The sequence below is a fragment of the Vannielia sp. genome, assembly GCF_029212645.1.
GTDB lineage: Bacteria > Pseudomonadota > Alphaproteobacteria > Rhodobacterales > Rhodobacteraceae > Vannielia.
On record NZ_JARGND010000035.1, the window covers coordinates 20425 to 36017 of the forward strand.

A 15593-nucleotide genomic window follows, 5' to 3' on the forward strand; every position below is an offset into this window, starting at 1 on the left:
ATGGCGCATCACTTCACCACCCGCGTTTACTATGAAGACACCGATATGGGCGGGATCGTTTATCACGCCAATTACCTGAAATTCATCGAACGCGCCCGCTCCGAATGGGTAGAGCAGATTGGCCTCGATCAACTGGCGCTGCGCGAGGCGGGGCTGGTCTTTGCGGTGCGCCGGATCACCGCAGAATTTCACGCGCCTGCCCGCTTGGGCGATGTGCTTGAGGTCACGACAACGCCAAAATCCGTCACCGCCGCGCGGTTGGGGCTGCACCAGCAGGTTCACCTTGGCAAAGCGTTGCTGTTTGAGGCTGATATCGAGCTTGTCGCCATGACGCTGGCAGGCAGGCCCACGCGCCTGCCACCTGAAATCCGCGCCTTTGGCTAGAGCGTGTCGCGTTCATTCGAATTCACGCGACACGCTCTAACTTATTGATTTCGCATGTTCGAGAAGCTCAAAACCGGTTCCCACTTTTGAGCAACATGCTCTAGCCGCGCTTACTGGAGGTCGGCGAAGGCCTCTTGCAACCGGCTCACCGCCTCTTCCACACGGGCGCGCGGCGTGGCGAGGTTGAACCGCAAGAAGCTCTCTCCCCCCGTGCCAAACGTCTCACCGTGGTTCACCGCAATCCGCGCGCCCTTTTGCACCCGCTCGGTAAACTCAGCCGGGTCCATGCCGGTGCCGCCAAAATCCACCCAGCTCAGATAGGTCGCTTCCAGCGGCATGGAGGCCACGCCGGGAATCGCATTGATGCCCGCGTCAAAGATCTCGCGGTTGCCGATGAGATAATCGCAAAGCGCATCCACCCATTCCGCCCCCTCGGGGCTATAGGCCGCTTCGGCCATGAACAAACCAAAGCTGTTGGGCGACATGCCAAGCGCGCCCATCTTGGTGGCAAACTGCGCGCGCAGGCCCTCATCCGCAATGATCACATTGCCCGTGTGAGTGCCCGCGATGTTAAAGGTCTTGGTGGTCGCCGTCATCATCACCAAACGGTCTTCGATCCCCTCGATCAGCGCCATCGGTGTGTGGTTCTGGCCGGGCATCAGCAGATCATGGTGGATTTCGTCTGACACAAGGATCAGGTCGTGGCGTTTGCAAAACGCCGCCACGCCTTCCAACTCAGCCCGCGTCCACACCCGGCCACCGGGATTATGCGGCGAGCACAGGATGAACATCCGCTCCTTGCCGGTCATCTGGGTGTCCCAAGCGTCAAAATCCATCACATAGCGGCCGTCTTCCTGCGCCAGCGGGCATTCCACCACGTCGCGGCCCGCCGTGCGGATCACCCTGGCAAAGGCATGATACACCGGAGTCGTCAGCACCACGCCATCGCCGGGGTTGGTGTAGGTTTCCACGCAAAGCCCGGTGCCGTTGACCAGCCCGTGGGTGGAAAAAATCGCGCTCGGGTCCACTGTCCAGCCGTGCCGCTCTTTCATCCACCAGCAAATCGCGGCGCGGTAGGGCGCATCATCGCCGTAGTAGCCATAAAGCCCATGGGCTGTCATCCCTTCCACGGCGGCCTGCACGCAGGCCGGTGGGCGAAAGTCCATATCGGCAACCCACATGGCGAGGCCATCATCGGCGCTGACGCCATAAATCTTTTCCATCATGTCCCATTTTGCCGAATGGGTGCCGCGCCGGTCGATGATCTCGTCAAAATTCATGTGAGGCTCCTTTGGCGCTTAAACTATCCAACCGGGCCGCAAGCACAAGGCGCGTGTCGCGCGCGCATTGCTGCCATGCCCGCTGCCCGGCGCACGCCAGATATTGCACCGCGCCAAGCGAGCGATTACATCGGCCCCATGTCGCTGAAAGAGATCCTCATCCACCCCGACCCGCGCCTCAAGAAAGAGACCGCCCCGGTTGCCGAATTTGACCGTGAGCTTGCCCGGCTTGCGGACGATATGCTTGAAACCATGTATGATGCGCCGGGCATTGGCCTTGCCGCGCCGCAGGTGGGGGTGATGCAGCAGCTTCTGGTGATGGATTGCGTCAAGGAAGCGGAAACCGAAAAGCCCCGCCCCATGGTGCTGATCAACCCGCAGGTCATCTGGGCGTCAGATGAGCTTAGCACTTATGAAGAAGGCTGCCTGTCGATCCCCGATCAATACGCCGATGTCACCCGCCCCGCCGAGGTAAAGGTGCGCTGGCTCGGGGTCGATGGCACTCCGCAGGAAGAGCAGTTTTCAGGCCTCTGGGCGACTTGCGTGCAACACGAAATTGATCACCTGCACGGCAAGCTCTTCATTGATTACCTGAAGCCGATGAAGCGCCAGATGATCACCCGCAAGATGCAAAAGCTGAAACGTGAGAGAGCGCGGCTTTGAGCGTTCTGCCCATCGTGCAATGGCCAGATGCGCGGCTGAAGGCCATGTGCGATCCGGTGGGCGGCGAGGATATGCGCGCTCTGGCGGCGGATATGCTTGAAACGATCTACGCCGCGCCGGGCCGCGGCCTTGCCGGGCCACAAGTGGGCGTGTTGCGCCGCATTTTCGTGATGGACGCCGGTTGGAAAGAGGGCACGCCCACACCGCGCATCTGCCTTGATCCGGTGATCCAGCCCTTGGGCGATGCCGTGGCCACACTGGAAGAAGGCTGCCTCTCCATCCCTGACCGCCCCGTGCAGGTGACCCGCCCCGCGCGAGTGCGGCTCACCTACCGTGACCTTGATGGCGCGGCCCAATCAGTAGAGCTTGAGGGCGCCGAAGCCGCGATTGCCCAGCATGAGGCCGATCACCTTGATGGCAAGCTGATCATCGACTGATGCCAAAGCGCCCCTTCATCCCATGGCCCGACAAGCGCCTGACCACCCCCGCCGCCCCGGTGGGCGAGATCACCCATGAGATCCGCGCGATCTGGGATGACATGGTGGAAACCATGGATGCGATGCCCGGCTACGGCCTCGCCGCGCCGCAAATCGGCGTTATGCTCCGGCTTGCGGTGGTGGATTGTTCGCAGAGCCGCGGGCAGGCGGTGCGGCTGGCCAACCCGGTCCTCACCATGGCTTCCGAAGAGATGTTTTCATGGGACGAGGCCAGCCCGAACCTCCCCGGCGTTTCGGCCAAACTTAAGCGCCCGCGCCGCGTGGCCCTGCGCTACACCGATGAAAGCGGCGCCGAGGTTGAGCGCAAGTTTGAAGACCTTTGGGCAGTAAGCGTGCAGCACCAGCTTGATCACCTCGCCGGGCGGATGTTCTTTGATAACCTCAGCCGGATGAAGCGGGACATGCTGCTGAAAAAGGCGCAAAAGCGCGGCTGACTTGCCAGCTAACACCGCGCTGTGCGATCGCCCTCCAGCCAAGCGGTTCTGGCAGGGCTGGCCGCAGGGTGCTAAACCGCTGACAAAGCAGAGCGGAGCCAACACATGCGCATCATCTTCATGGGAACGCCCGAATTTTCGGTGCCCGCGCTCAATGCGCTGGTCGCGGCCGGGCATGAGGTGGTCGCCGTTTACACCCAGCCCCCCCGCCCGGCCGGTCGGGGCAAAAAGCCGCGCCCCTCGCCAGTGCAGGCGCGGGCCGAGGCGCTGGGCATTGAGGCGCGCTATCCGGTAAGCCTCAAATCCGCCGAGGCGCAGGCCGAGTTTGCCGCCCTCGGGGCTGATATCGCGGTGGTGGTGGCCTACGGGCTGATCCTGCCGCAAGCGGTGCTTGATGCACCCACCCACGGGTGCCTCAATATTCACGCCTCGCTGCTGCCACGATGGCGCGGGGCCGCGCCGATCCATCGCGCCATCATGGCCGGGGATCGCGAAACCGGCGTTTGCATCATGCAAATGGAAGCCGGGCTTGATACCGGACCGGTGCTGCTGCGCGAAAGCACCCCAATCGGCCTGGAAGAGACCACCGGCCAGCTGCATGACCGCCTTGCCGAGATCGGCGGGCGGCTGATTTGCACCACGCTGGAACGGCTCGGGGCCTTGCCAGCCATGCCTCAGCCCGAAACCGGCGCAACCTACGCCGAAAAGATCGACAAATCCGAAGCCGCCATTGATTGGTCGCGCCCGGCAGTTGAGGTTGATCGCCAGATACGCGGCCTCTCGCCCTTTCCCGGCGCGTGGACGCTGATCAACGGCGAACGGGTCAAGCTGCTCGGCTCGTTGCTGGGTGAAGGACAGGGCGCTCCGGGGGCTGTTTTAAACGGCTTTACCGTGGCCTGCGGCGAGGGCGCGGTAAAGATAACGCTGGCGCAACGGCAGGGCAAAAAGCCAATGGCTTCGGCAGACCTTTTGCTTGGCATGACGCTCCCGGGCAGGCTTGGGGCCTGATGTTTTATATCTGGCTCATCATCGCAGGCGCGGCGGCTGGCTTTGCGATCAACCGGGGCACCGACCGCCGGTTTGACGACGAGGTCGCCCTGGCGATGGGCGCGGGCGTGGTGGTGGCGTGCTATCTGGTCATGCTGGCCCTGCCGCTGCTGCTTGCGGCGGTAAAATCGCTGTTGATCCTGCTCGTTATCGCGGGCGCGGCGGCGGCGCTCTATCTCTTCGTGAAGAAAAAGTAGCACCCGCCCAACCGCACAAAAAAGGGCCAGCCCATGGGCCAGCCCTTTTTGAAATTTCTCAGGCGTTTGCGCTTACACGAAGAACTGCCCGCCGTTGGCGGAGATGGTGGAGCCATTGATAAAGCCCGCGTCATCCGAGGCCAGGAAAGTGACGCAGCGGGCAATTTCCTCAGGTTCACCAAGGCGGCCCGTCGGGATTTGCGAGATAATGCTTTCACGCACCTTCTCGGGCACGGCCATCACCATTTCGGTGCCGATGTAGCCGGGGCAAATGGCATTGGCGGTGATGCCAGCCCGCGCGCCCTCTTGCGCCAGAGATTTCACAATTCCAAGGTCGCCGGCCTTGGTTGCGGCGTAGTTCACCTGAGCAAACTGGCCTTTCTGGCCATTGATCGACGAGATCACGACAACCCGGCCAAACTTGCGCTCGCGCATGCCCGGCCACACCGGGTGAACGGTGTTGAACACACCGGTCAGGTTGGTGTCGATCACCTCTTTCCACTGGTCCGGGGTCATCTTGTGGAAGGGCGCATCGCGGGTGATGCCCGCATTGGCGACCACAATGTCGATCGGGCCAAGATCGGCCTCAACCTTTGCGATCCCCGCTTTCGAAGCCTCATAATCGGCCACGTTCCACTTGTAGGTCTTGATGCCGGTCGCTTCGGTAAAAGCGGCAGCTTTTTCGTCATTGCCAGCATAGGTGGCGGCTACGGTGCAGCCTTCGGCCTGGAGCGCCTTTGAAATGGCCTCGCCAATGCCGCGAGTGCCTCCGGTAACAAGTGCAACGCGTGACATATGATTCTCCTCCTAATTGGTTCGGTAATCTTGTTACAAAAACGGAAAGGGCCGCGCAACGATATTGCGCGACCCTTTTTTGTAGTGTCGCGCGTGTTTACGGGCGCTCAAGGCACATGGCCACGCCCATGCCGCCGCCAATGCACAGCGTTGCAAGGCCTTTCTTGGCGTCGCGGCGCTTCATTTCAAAGAGCAGCGTGTTGAGCACCCGGCAGCCGGAAGCGCCGATCGGATGGCCAATGGCGATGGCGCCGCCGTTGACGTTCACGATTGCCGGGTCCCAGCCCATGTCATGGTTGACGGCGCAGGCCTGCGCGGCGAAGGCTTCGTTGGCTTCCACCAGGTCAAGGTCGCCCACCGACCAACCTGCCTTTTCCAGCGCGGCGCGCGAGGCGGGGATCGGGCCGCTGCCCATGATCGCCGGGTCAACGCCTGCGGTGGCGTGAGAGGCGATGCGCGCCAGCGGTTCAAGCCCACGCTTTTCAGCCTCTTCGGCGCTCATCAGCAAAACGGCGGCGGCGCCATCGTTCAGGCCCGAAGCGTTTGCAGCCGTCACCGAGCCGTCCTTGGTGAAGGCGGGGCGCAGCTTTTGCATGGCTTCCATGGTGGCGCCGTGGCGGATGTATTCATCCTGGTCCACCACCGTCTCGCCCTTGCGGGACTTGATGGTGAAGGGGGTGATCTCATCCGCGAACTTGCCCGCTTTCTGGGCGGCTTCGGCCTTGTTTTGGGAGGCCACGGCAAACTCATCCTGCTGTTCGCGGGTGATCTGCCATTTGGTGGCGATGTTCTCGGCGGTCTGGCCCATGTGATAGCCGTTGAAGGCATCCCACAAACCATCGCGGATCATCGTGTCGATGAATTTCATGTCGCCCATCTTCTGGCCCTGGCGCAGCCCGGCGCAATGGGTCGAGACCGACATGCTTTCCTGCCCGCCAGCGGCCACGATGGCAGCATCGCCAAGCTGGATGTGCTGCGCACCAAGCGCCACAGAACGAAGACCCGAACCGCACACCTGGTTGATGCCCCAGGCCGCGCTCTCAATTGGAAGGCCCGCGTTGATATGGGCTTGGCGGGCCGGGTTTTGGCCCTGTCCGGCGGTCAGCACCTGGCCAAGGATCGTTTGGGAAACCTCGCCTTTTTCAATGCCGGCGCGCGCTACGACGGCCTCAAGCACGGCGGTTCCAAGGTCATGTGCGGGGGTGTTGGCGAACGAACCAAGGAACGAGCCCACAGGGGTCCGTGCGGCGGAGACGATAACGACGTTGGTCATAAGAAAGTCCTTTCCAATCCAGGCAGGGCGGGGTGACGTCGCGCGCAAACCTTCAACGCCCGGCGTCACCTCACCGGATTATTTATATGGGTAGAGACTGGCGCGGGGTGACGCAAGGGTGCGGCTGGGCCGGTGCTGCACCTTGTCGCCCCATGGGCGAAGGCTGGCCTAGCCGGTGCGGCGCAGCGAGCGGGGAAACTCTTTCCAGGCGGGTGCGGTTGTGGGGGCGGAGAAATGGTAGCCCTGCAAGCAATCCACCCCGATCTCGGCCAGCACGGCGGCGTCTTCGGCAGTTTCGACGAATTCGGCCACGGTGAACATATCAAAATGCCGCGCGATCGAGACCATGGCCTCACAAATCACCCGGTTGTCAGGGGATTGCGCGATTCCACGGACGAACTGCCCGTCGATCTTGATGATGTCGAAAAAGAAATCCTTGAAGTAGCGAAACGCCGTGTAGCCCGCGCCAAAATCATCCAGCGCAAAGGCAACGCCGCGCATCTGCAAATCCAGCATGAAAACCGAGGTGATATCGGGCAGCACGATGGCGGAGGATTCGGTGATTTCAATGATCAGCCGCTCAGCCAGCGTGGCATCTGCTGCAAGGCCGCGCTCCAGCGTTTGCATCCAGCGCGGATAGCCGATGGAACGGGCCGACATGTTGATCGAAAGCCGCAGGGAAGGGGCCTCGGCCAGCGCTTTCAGGCCCATCTCCAGCGATAGGCAATCAATGATGCGGCCCACCTCATTGGTTTCGCAGGCATCAATGAACTCGCCTGCGGGAATCACCCGCCCGGTATCATCCAGCACCCGGATGAGCCCTTCGTAAAACGCGGTGCTGGCGTGGTTGCGCGCGTTGACGACAGGCTGAAACGCCAGCAACACATCGCGCCGATCAAGCGCCGAACGCACCATGCGCAGAATGTCCGCGTCGCGCTGCTTGACCGCAGCACCTAATGGCGAGGTGTCGCTCACCTCAAACTCAGCTTTGTGCCGGGGCTTCGCTGCGATCATTTTGCTCTCCGTCGTTTCTCACTCAGGCAAGATGCACCTTGCACCCCTAACAAGTGTTGAATATTCACATTTTGTTCTAATGCGATTTGAATTTTTCCTACGGGGGCCAAAGGATGGGTGAGCGCTGTGGCTGGGTCGGCACCGATCCGATTTATGAGGCCTACCATGATGAGGAATGGGGCGTGCCTGAATGGGACGGGCGGGCGCTGTTTGAGAAGCTGGTGCTCGATGGCTTTCAGGCCGGGCTAAGCTGGATTACCATTCTGAAAAAGCGAGACAATTTCCGCGCGGCCTTTGCGGGCTTTGAGCCGCAGGTGATTGCCGGATGGGGCGAAGCGGAGGTCATCCGGTTGCTTGGTGATGCCGGAATTATCCGCCATCGTGGCAAGATTGCAGCGACCATCACCAATGCGCAGGCCTGGCTGAAAATCGAAGATGAGGGAGGGTTTTCACACTTTCTGTGGAGCTACGTGGACCATGCGCCGCTGCAAAACCGCTGGGAAAGCCTCGCCGAGGTGCCCGCTTTCACGCCTTTATCGACTCAAATATCGAAAGATTTGAAGAAACGCGGCTTCCGATTCTGCGGCCCCACTATTGTTTATGCCTTTATGGAGGCGGTCGGCATGGTCAACGATCACCTCGTCACCTGCCCGCGCCATGGCCCCTGTGCCGCCTTGGGCGAAGCGCGATCCAAATGAGCGCCTGCGGCGCATTCCTTTGATTATTTGGATATTTTCAGCAAGAAAATGACCATTGCGGGCGTTTCGCCCTATTCGGCAGCTTCGGCGACAAGGGCCGCGATGATGGCTTTGGCGCTTTCGCTGTCCCAGTCCGCATCGCCTGTGAGCCGGGCGACCTCGCGCCCCTTGGCATCGAGAATCACCGTTACCGGCAGGCCCAACACCGCCATGCGCCGCGCGAGTTGCTGGCGCGGGTCACGGTAGATCGGCAGGTTGCCCACCTCGATCTCCTTCATGAAGCGGGTCACGGCGCCTTCCGGGTTGCGCCCGGTGGCGATGGTCACAACGCGGGCGGGCTGGCCTTTCAGCTCTTCTTGCAGGGCCGATAGCGCGGGCATTTCCTTGCGGCAGGGCGCACACCAAGTGGCCCAGAAGTTAACCACGACCACCTCCCCGGCAAAATCGGCCAGGGTTGCTGGACCGTCCGGCCCGTCAAACGCCTCGCCAGGCACTTCGAGGGGGGCGCTGTGCACCGCCAGCTTTTTCATCGAGCCGTCGCGCAGCGCCTCAAGCGCGGCAACGTCGCCCGCGTTTGCACAGGTGACAAGGGCCGTGTAGATAACCGCTGCGAAGAACGCTTTCATTTCAAACCTCTCAGGCTGCCCGATGACAGACAATTCCACCAAGCCCGGCTCCAACGCAATGTGGGGCGGGCGTTTTGCCGACGGTCCCGATGCGATCATGGAGGCGATCAACGCCTCGATCAGCTTCGATCAGCGCCTCGCCGCGCAGGATATCGCAGGCTCGCGCGCCCATGCGGCCATGCTTGGGGCCACCGGCATCATCTCTCCTAGCGATGCCGAGGCGATCCGGGAAGGCCTGCTCACGGTCATGTCAGAGATCGAGGGCGGAACCTTTGAATTTTCGGCGGCGCTGGAGGACATTCACATGAATGTCGAGGCGCGGTTGGTGGAGCATATCGGCGAGGCGGGCAAGCGGCTGCACACGGGGCGTTCGCGCAACGATCAGGTGGCGCTCGATTTTCGCATGTGGGTGCGTGACCAGTGTGATGCCGTGCAGGGGGCCATCCGCGCGGTGCAGGAGGCCTTGCTCGGGCAGGCCGAGGCGGGGGCCGATTGGGTGATGCCGGGCTTTACCCATTTGCAAACCGCGCAGCCGGTCACCTGGGGCCATCACATGCTGGCCTATGTCGAGATGCTGGGCCGCGATGCCGCGCGTTTTGCCGATGCCCGCGAGCGGATGAACGAAAGCCCGCTTGGTGCGGCCGCCCTCGCAGGCACCAGCTTTCCGATTGACCGCGAGATGACCGCCAAGGCGCTGGGCTTTGCGCGGCCCATGGCCAATTCGCTTGATGCGGTGGCTGATCGTGACTTCGCGCTCGAATTCCTCGCCGCTGCCAGCATTTGTGCGATGCACCTCAGCCGCCTTGCGGAAGAGCTGGTGATCTGGTCCTCGGCGCAGTTCCGCTTTGTGGCCCTGTCTGACCGATTCTCGACCGGATCCTCCATCATGCCGCAGAAAAAGAACCCCGATGCGGCCGAGTTGCTGCGCGCCAAGATTGGCCGTATCCTTGGTGCCAACGTGGGCCTGCTGACGGTGATGAAGGGCCTGCCGCTGGCCTATTCAAAGGACATGCAGGAAGATAAGGAGCAGGTGTTCGACGCCGCCGATAACCTGATGCTGGCGCTGGCCGCCATGGCCGGGATGGCCGCCGATATGACAGCCAATCGCGCCGCGCTGGCCGCCGCCGCAGGCTCGGGGTTTTCCACCGCAACCGATCTGGCCGATTGGCTGGTGCGGGTGCTGGGGCTGCCCTTCCGCGAGGCGCATCACGTAACAGGCGCGCTGGTTGCCAAGGCCGAGGCCGAAGGTTGCGACCTGCCAGACCTGTCGCTTGCCCAGATGCAGCAGGCCCACGCGGGCATCACCGACGATGTTTTCAACGTGCTGACGGTTGAAAATTCGGTCGCAAGCCGCACATCCTATGGCGGGACCGCCCCCGAGAACGTGTGCGCCCAGATTGACGCATGGAAGGAACGCCTCGCATGAAACGCCTTATGACCTTTGCTGCGCTGCTCGCCCTCGCGGGCTGCGGTGTGGATGGTGAGCCCGAAGTGCCTGGGCGCAAGGCCGATGTTCCAGAGCCGGGCATCCACCTTTCCGGCACCGTTGGAATGGGCTTCGCGGGCGGCGATTATCGCACCGGCTATCCGAGCAACTATTCCAAATGAAGCCACGCCGGGGCTGCTGACGAGCACCGCGTTCGTTTGCATCGGGGTCAGGTGCGGGCTTGCGCACTGATTTGCTTCGGCACGCCCCACACGCCCGGCCCCTTTGCCACGGCGGGCCTTGCGGGCTAGGTTTGCTCCATGGCCCGTGGCAGCCCCCTCTCCCGGCATTGGCACGGCACGCTTGCGGTGCCGGTGATGCTGGCCGGGCCGGTGGCAGGCGGCATGGCCCTGCTTTGGATCGCCAATGCCACGCTTGGCCACTGGCCGCTTTGGGCGCTTCTGGCGCTGAACCTCCCGGTGGCGCTTTGGCTCTGGATCGGCGCGTTTCGCGCCGCTGATCGGGTGATGGGCGAAGGCTCTACCATGGCGGGCTTTGCCGCCTATGGCTCCATCGCTGCCACCGCGCTGCTGATTTCTGTCACCCTCCTCGCCCGCGATCTGCCCTCCCGCACCGTCACCGCAACCGGCCCGCCGCAGGCCGCGCCGCGCCTGCCTGAAACGCGCCAACGCGTGCAGATCATCGGGGATATCAGCTATGATCACTTCAAGGCGCTGGAGGCCCGCCTTGCCACGGGTGCGCCGCTCACCTCGGTCGCGCTTGAAAGCGATGGCGGCAATATCTACGCCGCCCGCGGGCTGGCCCGGTTGATCGAGGAGGCAGGGCTTGAAACGTTTGTGACCACGCGCTGCTTTTCGGCCTGCACGCTGGTGTTTGCCGCCGGTCAGCCGCGCCGCCTTGCGCCCGAGGCCGCGCTTGGCTTTCATGGCTACGCCCTGCGTGACAGCTCCAATTACGGCCCGATCCGCCATGTGAACCCTGAAGACGAGGCCCGGAAAGACCGCGCCTTCCTCACCCGGCGCGGCTTTTCACCCGCCTTCGTGGCCCGCGTCCACACCACGCCGCCCCCCGGCCTCTGGCGGCCCACCCGCGCCGAACTGCTGGCCGGTGGCGTGCTCTCCGATTGATCCCGCCCGCCCATCTGCTATGACGCGCTGAGCCTTCGAGGAGCCCAGATGGACCATTTTCTCTACCGGAACGGCATCTTGCATGCCGAAGACGTGCCGCTGAGCGATATCGCGGCCAGCGTTGGCACGCCGTTCTATGTTTATTCCACCGCCACGCTGGAGCGGCATTTCAAGCTGTTCGAAGAGGCGCTCGACGGGATCGACCACACTATTTGCTTTGCGATGAAGTCGCTTTCCAATCAGGCGGTGCTCACCTTTCTGGGCAAGCTTGGCGCCGGGATGGATGTGGTCTCGGGCGGGGAATATGCCCGCGCCATCGCCGCCGGGGTGCCGGGCGAGCGGATCGTGTTTTCCGGCGTTGGGAAAACCCGGCAAGAGATGGCCACCGCGCTCAAGGGCGGCATCCGCCAGTTCAACATCGAGAGCGAGCCGGAGATGGAGGCGCTGAGCGAGGTCGCCACCAGCCTTGGGGTGGAAGCCCCCGTCACCGTGCGGGTGAACCCCGATGTGGATGCCAAAACCCACGAAAAAATCTCGACCGGCAAGAAGGGCGACAAGTTCGGCATCCCGATCAGCCGCGCCTCTGAGGCCTACGCCCGCGCCGCCGCGCTGCCGGGGATCAAGGTGGTGGGGATTGATGTGCACATCGGCTCGCAACTCACCCAGTTGGAGCCATTTGAAGCGGCCTATCTCAAAGTGGCCGACCTTACCCACCAGTTGCGCAGCGAGGGCCATGAGATTTCGCGGCTTGATCTGGGCGGCGGCCTTGGCATCCCTTACGAGCGGAGCAATTCCGCCCCGCCGCTGCCGATTGAATACGGCGCGCTCATCAAGCGCTGCGTCGGGGATCTGGGCTGCGAGGTCGAGATCGAGCCGGGGCGGCTGATCTCTGGCAATGCGGGGCTGCTGGTTTCAAGCGTGATCTATGTGAAAGACGGCGACGGCACCGATTTTCTGATCATTGATGCCGCGATGAACGATCTTGCCCGCCCGGCAATGTACGGCGCCCATCATGATATTGTGCCGGTGGTCGAGCCTGCGCCGGGCGCCGAGCAGCGCGCCTTTGATATCGTTGGGCCAATCTGCGAATCCGGCGATACCTTTGCCAAGGCGCGGAATATGCCCGCCGTTGGCGCCGGTGATCTCATCGCCTTCCGCTCGGCGGGGGCTTACGGCGCTGTCATGGCGTCAGAATACAACTCCCGCCCGCTGATCCCCGAGGTTCTGGTGAAGGGCGATCAATTCGATGTCATACGCGCCCGTCCGACCTTTGACGAAATGATTGCGCGCGATAAGGTTCCAGAGTGGATCTGAGGCACCCTTGCCCGAATCCGAAGCCCCGCGAAGGAGGGTCATGGACCCGAATACCGCCCGCTCCCGCGCCCTGAAGCGCCTGATGCGCCCCCTCCAGCTTACGCGGATGGGGATGATCGCCGAACGGTTGACGCGGGCGTTCTGGCCGGTGTGGACCCTGCTTTTTGCGGTGATCGCAGCGGTGGCCTTTGGCCTGCATGATTTTCTGCCACCCGAAGGGGTGTGGGGCGTGGGCGCCATCTGGGCGCTGTCGCTTTTGGCCGCCATTGGCTTTGGCATCTACCGCTATCGCCGCCCTTCGGGGCGCGAGGTGGTTGAGCGGCTGGATGCCACGCTGCCCGGCCGCCCGATCAAGGCTTTGGCCGATACCCAGGCGATTGGCGCGGGCGATACCGGCTCCGAAGCTGTGTGGAACGCCCATATCGAGCGGATGGCCGCGCGGGTGGATGCCGCCAAGGCCGTGCGCCCCGATCTGCGCCTCGCCGCCCGTGACCCCTACGCGCTGCGCTATGCGGCCCTTCTGGCGCTGGTGGCGGCGCTGCTCTTTGGCTCGCTCTGGCGCGTGACCTCGCTGGATGATGCCGCAGGCGCTGGCCCCGGCGCGGCGCTCGCCTCCGGCCCCACATGGGAAGGCTGGATCGAGCCGCCCGCCTATACCGGCAAACCCAGTCTCTACCTGAACGACATTGACCAGGCCGAATTTACCGTGCCCACAGGCTCAAAGGTGACGATCCGCCTTTACGGCGAGGTTGGCGCGATCAGCGTCGATCAGGATGTGTCCGATCCCGCACTGCTGGATCAAACCGCCACCGCCGCTGGCGATATTCCGGCAGCCGCCCCTGCGGTGGATGACGGCGTGCGCAGCTTCACCGTGGCCCGCGACGGCGAAATCACCATCAGCGGTGCAGGTGGGCGCGAGTGGCAGGTGCTGGTGCTGCCCGATACCGCACCCACAGTCGCCTTTGCCGGTGAAATGGACAAGGCCGCGACCGGCGAGCTAAAGCAACCCTTCCGCGCCGAGGATGATTACGGCATCGTCAGCGGTGAGGCGCAAATCGCCCTTGATCTGCCCGGCGTCGAGCGCCGTTACGGGCTGGTGGCGGCGCCCGAGCCGCGCGAGCCGATCCTGCTCGATCTGCCGATGACAATCGCGGGCGACCGCAGCAGCTTTGAAGAAACCCTGATCGACGATCTTTCAAAGCACGCATGGGCCAACCTGCCGGTGACGATCAATCTGCACGTGGCGGATGCTCAGGGCCAGACCGGCGAAAGCGACATGATAGAAGTGGTTCTGCCGGGACGTCGGTTTTTTGATCCGGCGGCGGCAGCGTTGATCGAAATGCGCCGTGATCTGCTCTGGTCTCGCAAGAACGCGCCGCGCACCGCCCAGGTGTTGCGCACCCTCACATGGAAGCCCGCCGACCCGCTTGGCCAGCCGCGCAACTACCTGCAAATCCGCACCGTTCTGCGCCGCCTAGAGGCCAACCTGCCCGAGCCGTCGAGCGCGGTGCGCGATGAGCTGGCCGAGGCGCTTTGGGAGATTGCCCTGCGCATCGAAGAAGGCACGCTTTCCAACGCGCTGGAGCGCCTGCGCCGCGCGCAGGAGCGGCTGTCCGAGGCCATCAAGAACGGCGCGTCCGACGAGGAAATCGCCCAGCTTATGGATGAGATGCGCCAGGCGATGCAGGATTACATGCGCCAGCTTGCCCAGCAGCAGGACCCGAACCAGCAGCAGCCGGGCCAGCAGGGCGAAAGCATCGAGATGAGCCAGCAGGATTTGCAGGACATGCTCGACAAGCTGCAAGAGTTGATGGAGCAGGGCCGCACCGCCGAGGCGCAGGCGCTGCTCGATCAGATGATGCAGATGATGCAAAACATGCAGGTCACCCAAGGGCAGGGCGGGCAGGGCCAGCAAAGCCCCGGCGATCAGGCGATGGAAGGGCTGGGCGAAACCCTGCGCGACCAGCAAGGCCTGTCGGATGAGGCCTTCCGCGACCTGCAGGACCAGTTCAACCCCGATGGGCAACAGGGCCAGGGCGAGCAGCCGGGCCAGCAGGGCGAAGGCCAGCAAGGCCAACAGCAGGGCGAAGGCCAGGGTGAAGGCCAGAATGAAGGGCAGGGCGAGGGGCAAAATCCGGGCCAGCAACGCGGCGGCGAAAATGGCGAGCCGGATGCCCGCTCCCTTGCCCAACGCCAGCGCGACCTGCGCCGCGAGCTGGAACGCCAGCGCGGCAGCCTGCCGGGCGCGGGCACCGAACAGGGCGATGCCGCCCGCCGCTCCCTTGATGAGGCCGGCGAGGCGATGGACCGCGCCGAAGGGGCGCTGCGCGAGGGCGATCTGCCCGGCGCGATCGACAACCAGAGCCAGGCGATTGAGCGGCTGCGCGAAGGGATGCGCGAGTTGGGCCGCGCCATGGCCGAACAACAGCGCCAACAGCAAGGCGGGCAGGGTGAAAACGTAGGCCGCGCCAGCGAGGCAGACCGCCGCGATCCGCTGGGCCGCGACCGGGGCGATACCGGCCCGCTCGGCACCGAAGAACACATGCTTGAGGGCGAAGACGTGTACCGCCGCGCGCGCGATCTGCTGGATGAAATCCGCAAACGCTCCTCCGAGCAAGGCCGCCCGGATGTTGAGTTGGAATACCTGCGCCGCCTGCTCGACAGGTTTTGACCCCGCCGCACAGGCCAGCTTCCACAAAACCGCAACCGGGGTTACCGCAGCCGGATTACTGTCTTGAAGACGCGCCGCGCAGCAGATCGTCCAGCCAAAGCCGTCCGGCGTTGACAGAGCTGATAT

General features: G+C 63.4%; 17 protein-coding genes. 12 read left to right on the forward strand and 5 right to left on the reverse strand.

Going from position 1 to position 15593, the window contains the following annotated elements; all coding sequences use genetic code 11:
* Entirely contained in the window at window positions 1–384 is a 384-nt protein-coding gene (ybgC, locus tag P1U55_RS11640) for a tol-pal system-associated acyl-CoA thioesterase (RefSeq protein WP_301047752.1), read from the forward strand.
* A 110-nt stretch (window positions 385–494) separates the two neighbouring features.
* Here the strand turns inward: ybgC and P1U55_RS11645 are convergent, their stop codons facing one another.
* Window positions 495–1664, reverse strand: coding sequence for a MalY/PatB family protein (locus tag P1U55_RS11645; RefSeq protein WP_301047753.1), 1170 nt, complete (start codon window positions 1662–1664; stop codon window positions 495–497).
* A 138-nt stretch (window positions 1665–1802) separates the two neighbouring features.
* Between P1U55_RS11645 and def (P1U55_RS11650) the strand changes: the two genes are divergently transcribed.
* The 5 genes from def (P1U55_RS11650) (at window position 1803) to P1U55_RS11670 (ending at window position 4502) form a co-directional block, all read left to right on the forward strand.
* Window positions 1803–2327, forward strand: coding sequence for a peptide deformylase (gene def / locus P1U55_RS11650; RefSeq protein WP_301047754.1), 525 nt, complete (start codon window positions 1803–1805; stop codon window positions 2325–2327).
* Window positions 2324–2764, forward strand: a complete 441-nt coding sequence (locus tag P1U55_RS11655; RefSeq protein WP_301047755.1) for a peptide deformylase — start codon at window positions 2324–2326, stop codon at window positions 2762–2764. Before def (P1U55_RS11650) ends, P1U55_RS11655 begins: the two co-directional genes overlap by 4 nt.
* Window positions 2764–3258 (forward strand): peptide deformylase, encoded by a 495-nt coding sequence (gene def, locus P1U55_RS11660; RefSeq protein WP_301047756.1) that lies wholly within the window; start codon window positions 2764–2766, stop codon window positions 3256–3258. The genes P1U55_RS11655 and def (P1U55_RS11660) overlap by 1 nt, the downstream gene beginning before the upstream one ends.
* Window positions 3259–3363: 105 nt before the next feature.
* Entirely contained in the window at window positions 3364–4266 is a 903-nt protein-coding gene (fmt, locus tag P1U55_RS11665; RefSeq protein ID WP_301047757.1) for a methionyl-tRNA formyltransferase, read from the forward strand.
* Window positions 4266–4502 (forward strand): hypothetical protein, encoded by a 237-nt coding sequence (locus P1U55_RS11670; protein WP_301047759.1) that lies wholly within the window; start codon window positions 4266–4268, stop codon window positions 4500–4502. The genes fmt and P1U55_RS11670 overlap by 1 nt, the downstream gene beginning before the upstream one ends.
* A 72-nt stretch (window positions 4503–4574) precedes the next feature.
* Here the strand turns inward: P1U55_RS11670 and phbB are convergent, their stop codons facing one another.
* From phbB to P1U55_RS11685, 3 genes are all read right to left on the reverse strand, one after another.
* Window positions 4575–5297, reverse strand: a complete 723-nt coding sequence (gene phbB / locus P1U55_RS11675; protein WP_301047760.1) for an acetoacetyl-CoA reductase — start codon at window positions 5295–5297, stop codon at window positions 4575–4577.
* Between the two features lie 97 nt (window positions 5298–5394).
* Window positions 5395–6570 (reverse strand): acetyl-CoA C-acetyltransferase, encoded by a 1176-nt coding sequence (locus tag P1U55_RS11680; protein ID WP_301047761.1) that lies wholly within the window; start codon window positions 6568–6570, stop codon window positions 5395–5397.
* 168 nt (window positions 6571–6738) lie between these two features.
* A complete protein-coding gene (locus P1U55_RS11685; protein WP_301047762.1) occupies window positions 6739–7584 on the reverse strand; it encodes an EAL domain-containing protein in 846 nt (281 codons plus the stop codon).
* A gap of 113 nt (window positions 7585–7697) precedes the next feature.
* Between P1U55_RS11685 and P1U55_RS11690 the strand changes: the two genes are divergently transcribed.
* Window positions 7698–8282: a DNA-3-methyladenine glycosylase I gene (locus P1U55_RS11690; RefSeq protein ID WP_301047763.1), complete on the forward strand. Its 585-nt coding sequence runs from the start codon at window positions 7698–7700 to the stop codon at window positions 8280–8282.
* Between the two features lie 71 nt (window positions 8283–8353).
* Here the strand turns inward: P1U55_RS11690 and P1U55_RS11695 are convergent, their stop codons facing one another.
* Entirely contained in the window at window positions 8354–8908 is a 555-nt protein-coding gene (locus P1U55_RS11695) for a TlpA disulfide reductase family protein (protein ID WP_301047764.1), read from the reverse strand.
* Window positions 8909–8930: 22 nt separating this feature from the next.
* Between P1U55_RS11695 and argH the strand changes: the two genes are divergently transcribed.
* The 5 genes from argH (at window position 8931) to P1U55_RS11720 (ending at window position 15467) form a co-directional block, all read left to right on the forward strand.
* Window positions 8931–10334 carry an argininosuccinate lyase gene (gene argH, locus P1U55_RS11700; protein WP_301047766.1) on the forward strand — a complete coding sequence of 468 codons (1404 nt, stop codon included), beginning with the start codon at window positions 8931–8933 and terminating at the stop codon, window positions 10332–10334.
* Entirely contained in the window at window positions 10331–10516 is a 186-nt protein-coding gene (locus P1U55_RS11705; protein WP_301047767.1) for an argininosuccinate lyase, read from the forward strand. Before argH ends, P1U55_RS11705 begins: the two co-directional genes overlap by 4 nt.
* A gap of 138 nt (window positions 10517–10654) precedes the next feature.
* Window positions 10655–11482 (forward strand): hypothetical protein, encoded by an 828-nt coding sequence (locus P1U55_RS11710; protein WP_301047769.1) that lies wholly within the window; start codon window positions 10655–10657, stop codon window positions 11480–11482.
* 48 nt (window positions 11483–11530) lie between these two features.
* On the forward strand, window positions 11531–12796 hold the full coding sequence (gene lysA / locus P1U55_RS11715; protein ID WP_301047770.1) for a diaminopimelate decarboxylase: 1266 nt from the start codon (window positions 11531–11533) through the stop codon (window positions 12794–12796).
* 40 nt (window positions 12797–12836) lie between these two features.
* Window positions 12837–15467: a TIGR02302 family protein gene (locus P1U55_RS11720; protein ID WP_301047771.1), complete on the forward strand. Its 2631-nt coding sequence runs from the start codon at window positions 12837–12839 to the stop codon at window positions 15465–15467.
* Window positions 15468–15593 lie beyond the last annotated feature (126 nt).

Excerpts from the sequence above, each read along its gene's own strand:
- P1U55_RS11705 (WP_301047767.1), top strand. The coding sequence starts at position 10,331 with ATGAAACGCCTTATGACCTTTGCTGCGCTGCTCGCCCTCGCGGGCTGC.
- lysA (WP_301047770.1), top strand. The coding sequence starts at position 11,531 with ATGGACCATTTTCTCTACCGGAACGGCATCTTGCATGCCGAAGACGTG.
- fmt (WP_301047757.1), top strand. The coding sequence starts at position 3,364 with ATGCGCATCATCTTCATGGGAACGCCCGAATTTTCGGTGCCCGCGCTC.
- argH (WP_301047766.1), top strand. The coding sequence starts at position 8,931 with ATGACAGACAATTCCACCAAGCCCGGCTCCAACGCAATGTGGGGCGGG.
- def (WP_301047754.1), top strand. The coding sequence starts at position 1,803 with ATGTCGCTGAAAGAGATCCTCATCCACCCCGACCCGCGCCTCAAGAAA.
- ybgC (WP_301047752.1), top strand. The coding sequence starts at position 1 with ATGGCGCATCACTTCACCACCCGCGTTTACTATGAAGACACCGATATG.
- P1U55_RS11680 (WP_301047761.1), bottom strand. The coding sequence starts at position 6,570 with ATGACCAACGTCGTTATCGTCTCCGCCGCACGGACCCCTGTGGGCTCG.
- P1U55_RS11670 (WP_301047759.1), top strand. The coding sequence starts at position 4,266 with ATGTTTTATATCTGGCTCATCATCGCAGGCGCGGCGGCTGGCTTTGCG.
- P1U55_RS11685 (WP_301047762.1), bottom strand. The coding sequence starts at position 7,584 with ATGATCGCAGCGAAGCCCCGGCACAAAGCTGAGTTTGAGGTGAGCGAC.
- P1U55_RS11695 (WP_301047764.1), bottom strand. The coding sequence starts at position 8,908 with ATGAAAGCGTTCTTCGCAGCGGTTATCTACACGGCCCTTGTCACCTGT.
- def (WP_301047756.1), top strand. The coding sequence starts at position 2,764 with ATGCCAAAGCGCCCCTTCATCCCATGGCCCGACAAGCGCCTGACCACC.
- P1U55_RS11710 (WP_301047769.1), top strand. The coding sequence starts at position 10,655 with ATGGCCCGTGGCAGCCCCCTCTCCCGGCATTGGCACGGCACGCTTGCG.
- P1U55_RS11690 (WP_301047763.1), top strand. The coding sequence starts at position 7,698 with ATGGGTGAGCGCTGTGGCTGGGTCGGCACCGATCCGATTTATGAGGCC.
- P1U55_RS11645 (WP_301047753.1), bottom strand. The coding sequence starts at position 1,664 with ATGAATTTTGACGAGATCATCGACCGGCGCGGCACCCATTCGGCAAAA.
- phbB (WP_301047760.1), bottom strand. The coding sequence starts at position 5,297 with ATGTCACGCGTTGCACTTGTTACCGGAGGCACTCGCGGCATTGGCGAG.
- P1U55_RS11720 (WP_301047771.1), top strand. The coding sequence starts at position 12,837 with ATGGACCCGAATACCGCCCGCTCCCGCGCCCTGAAGCGCCTGATGCGC.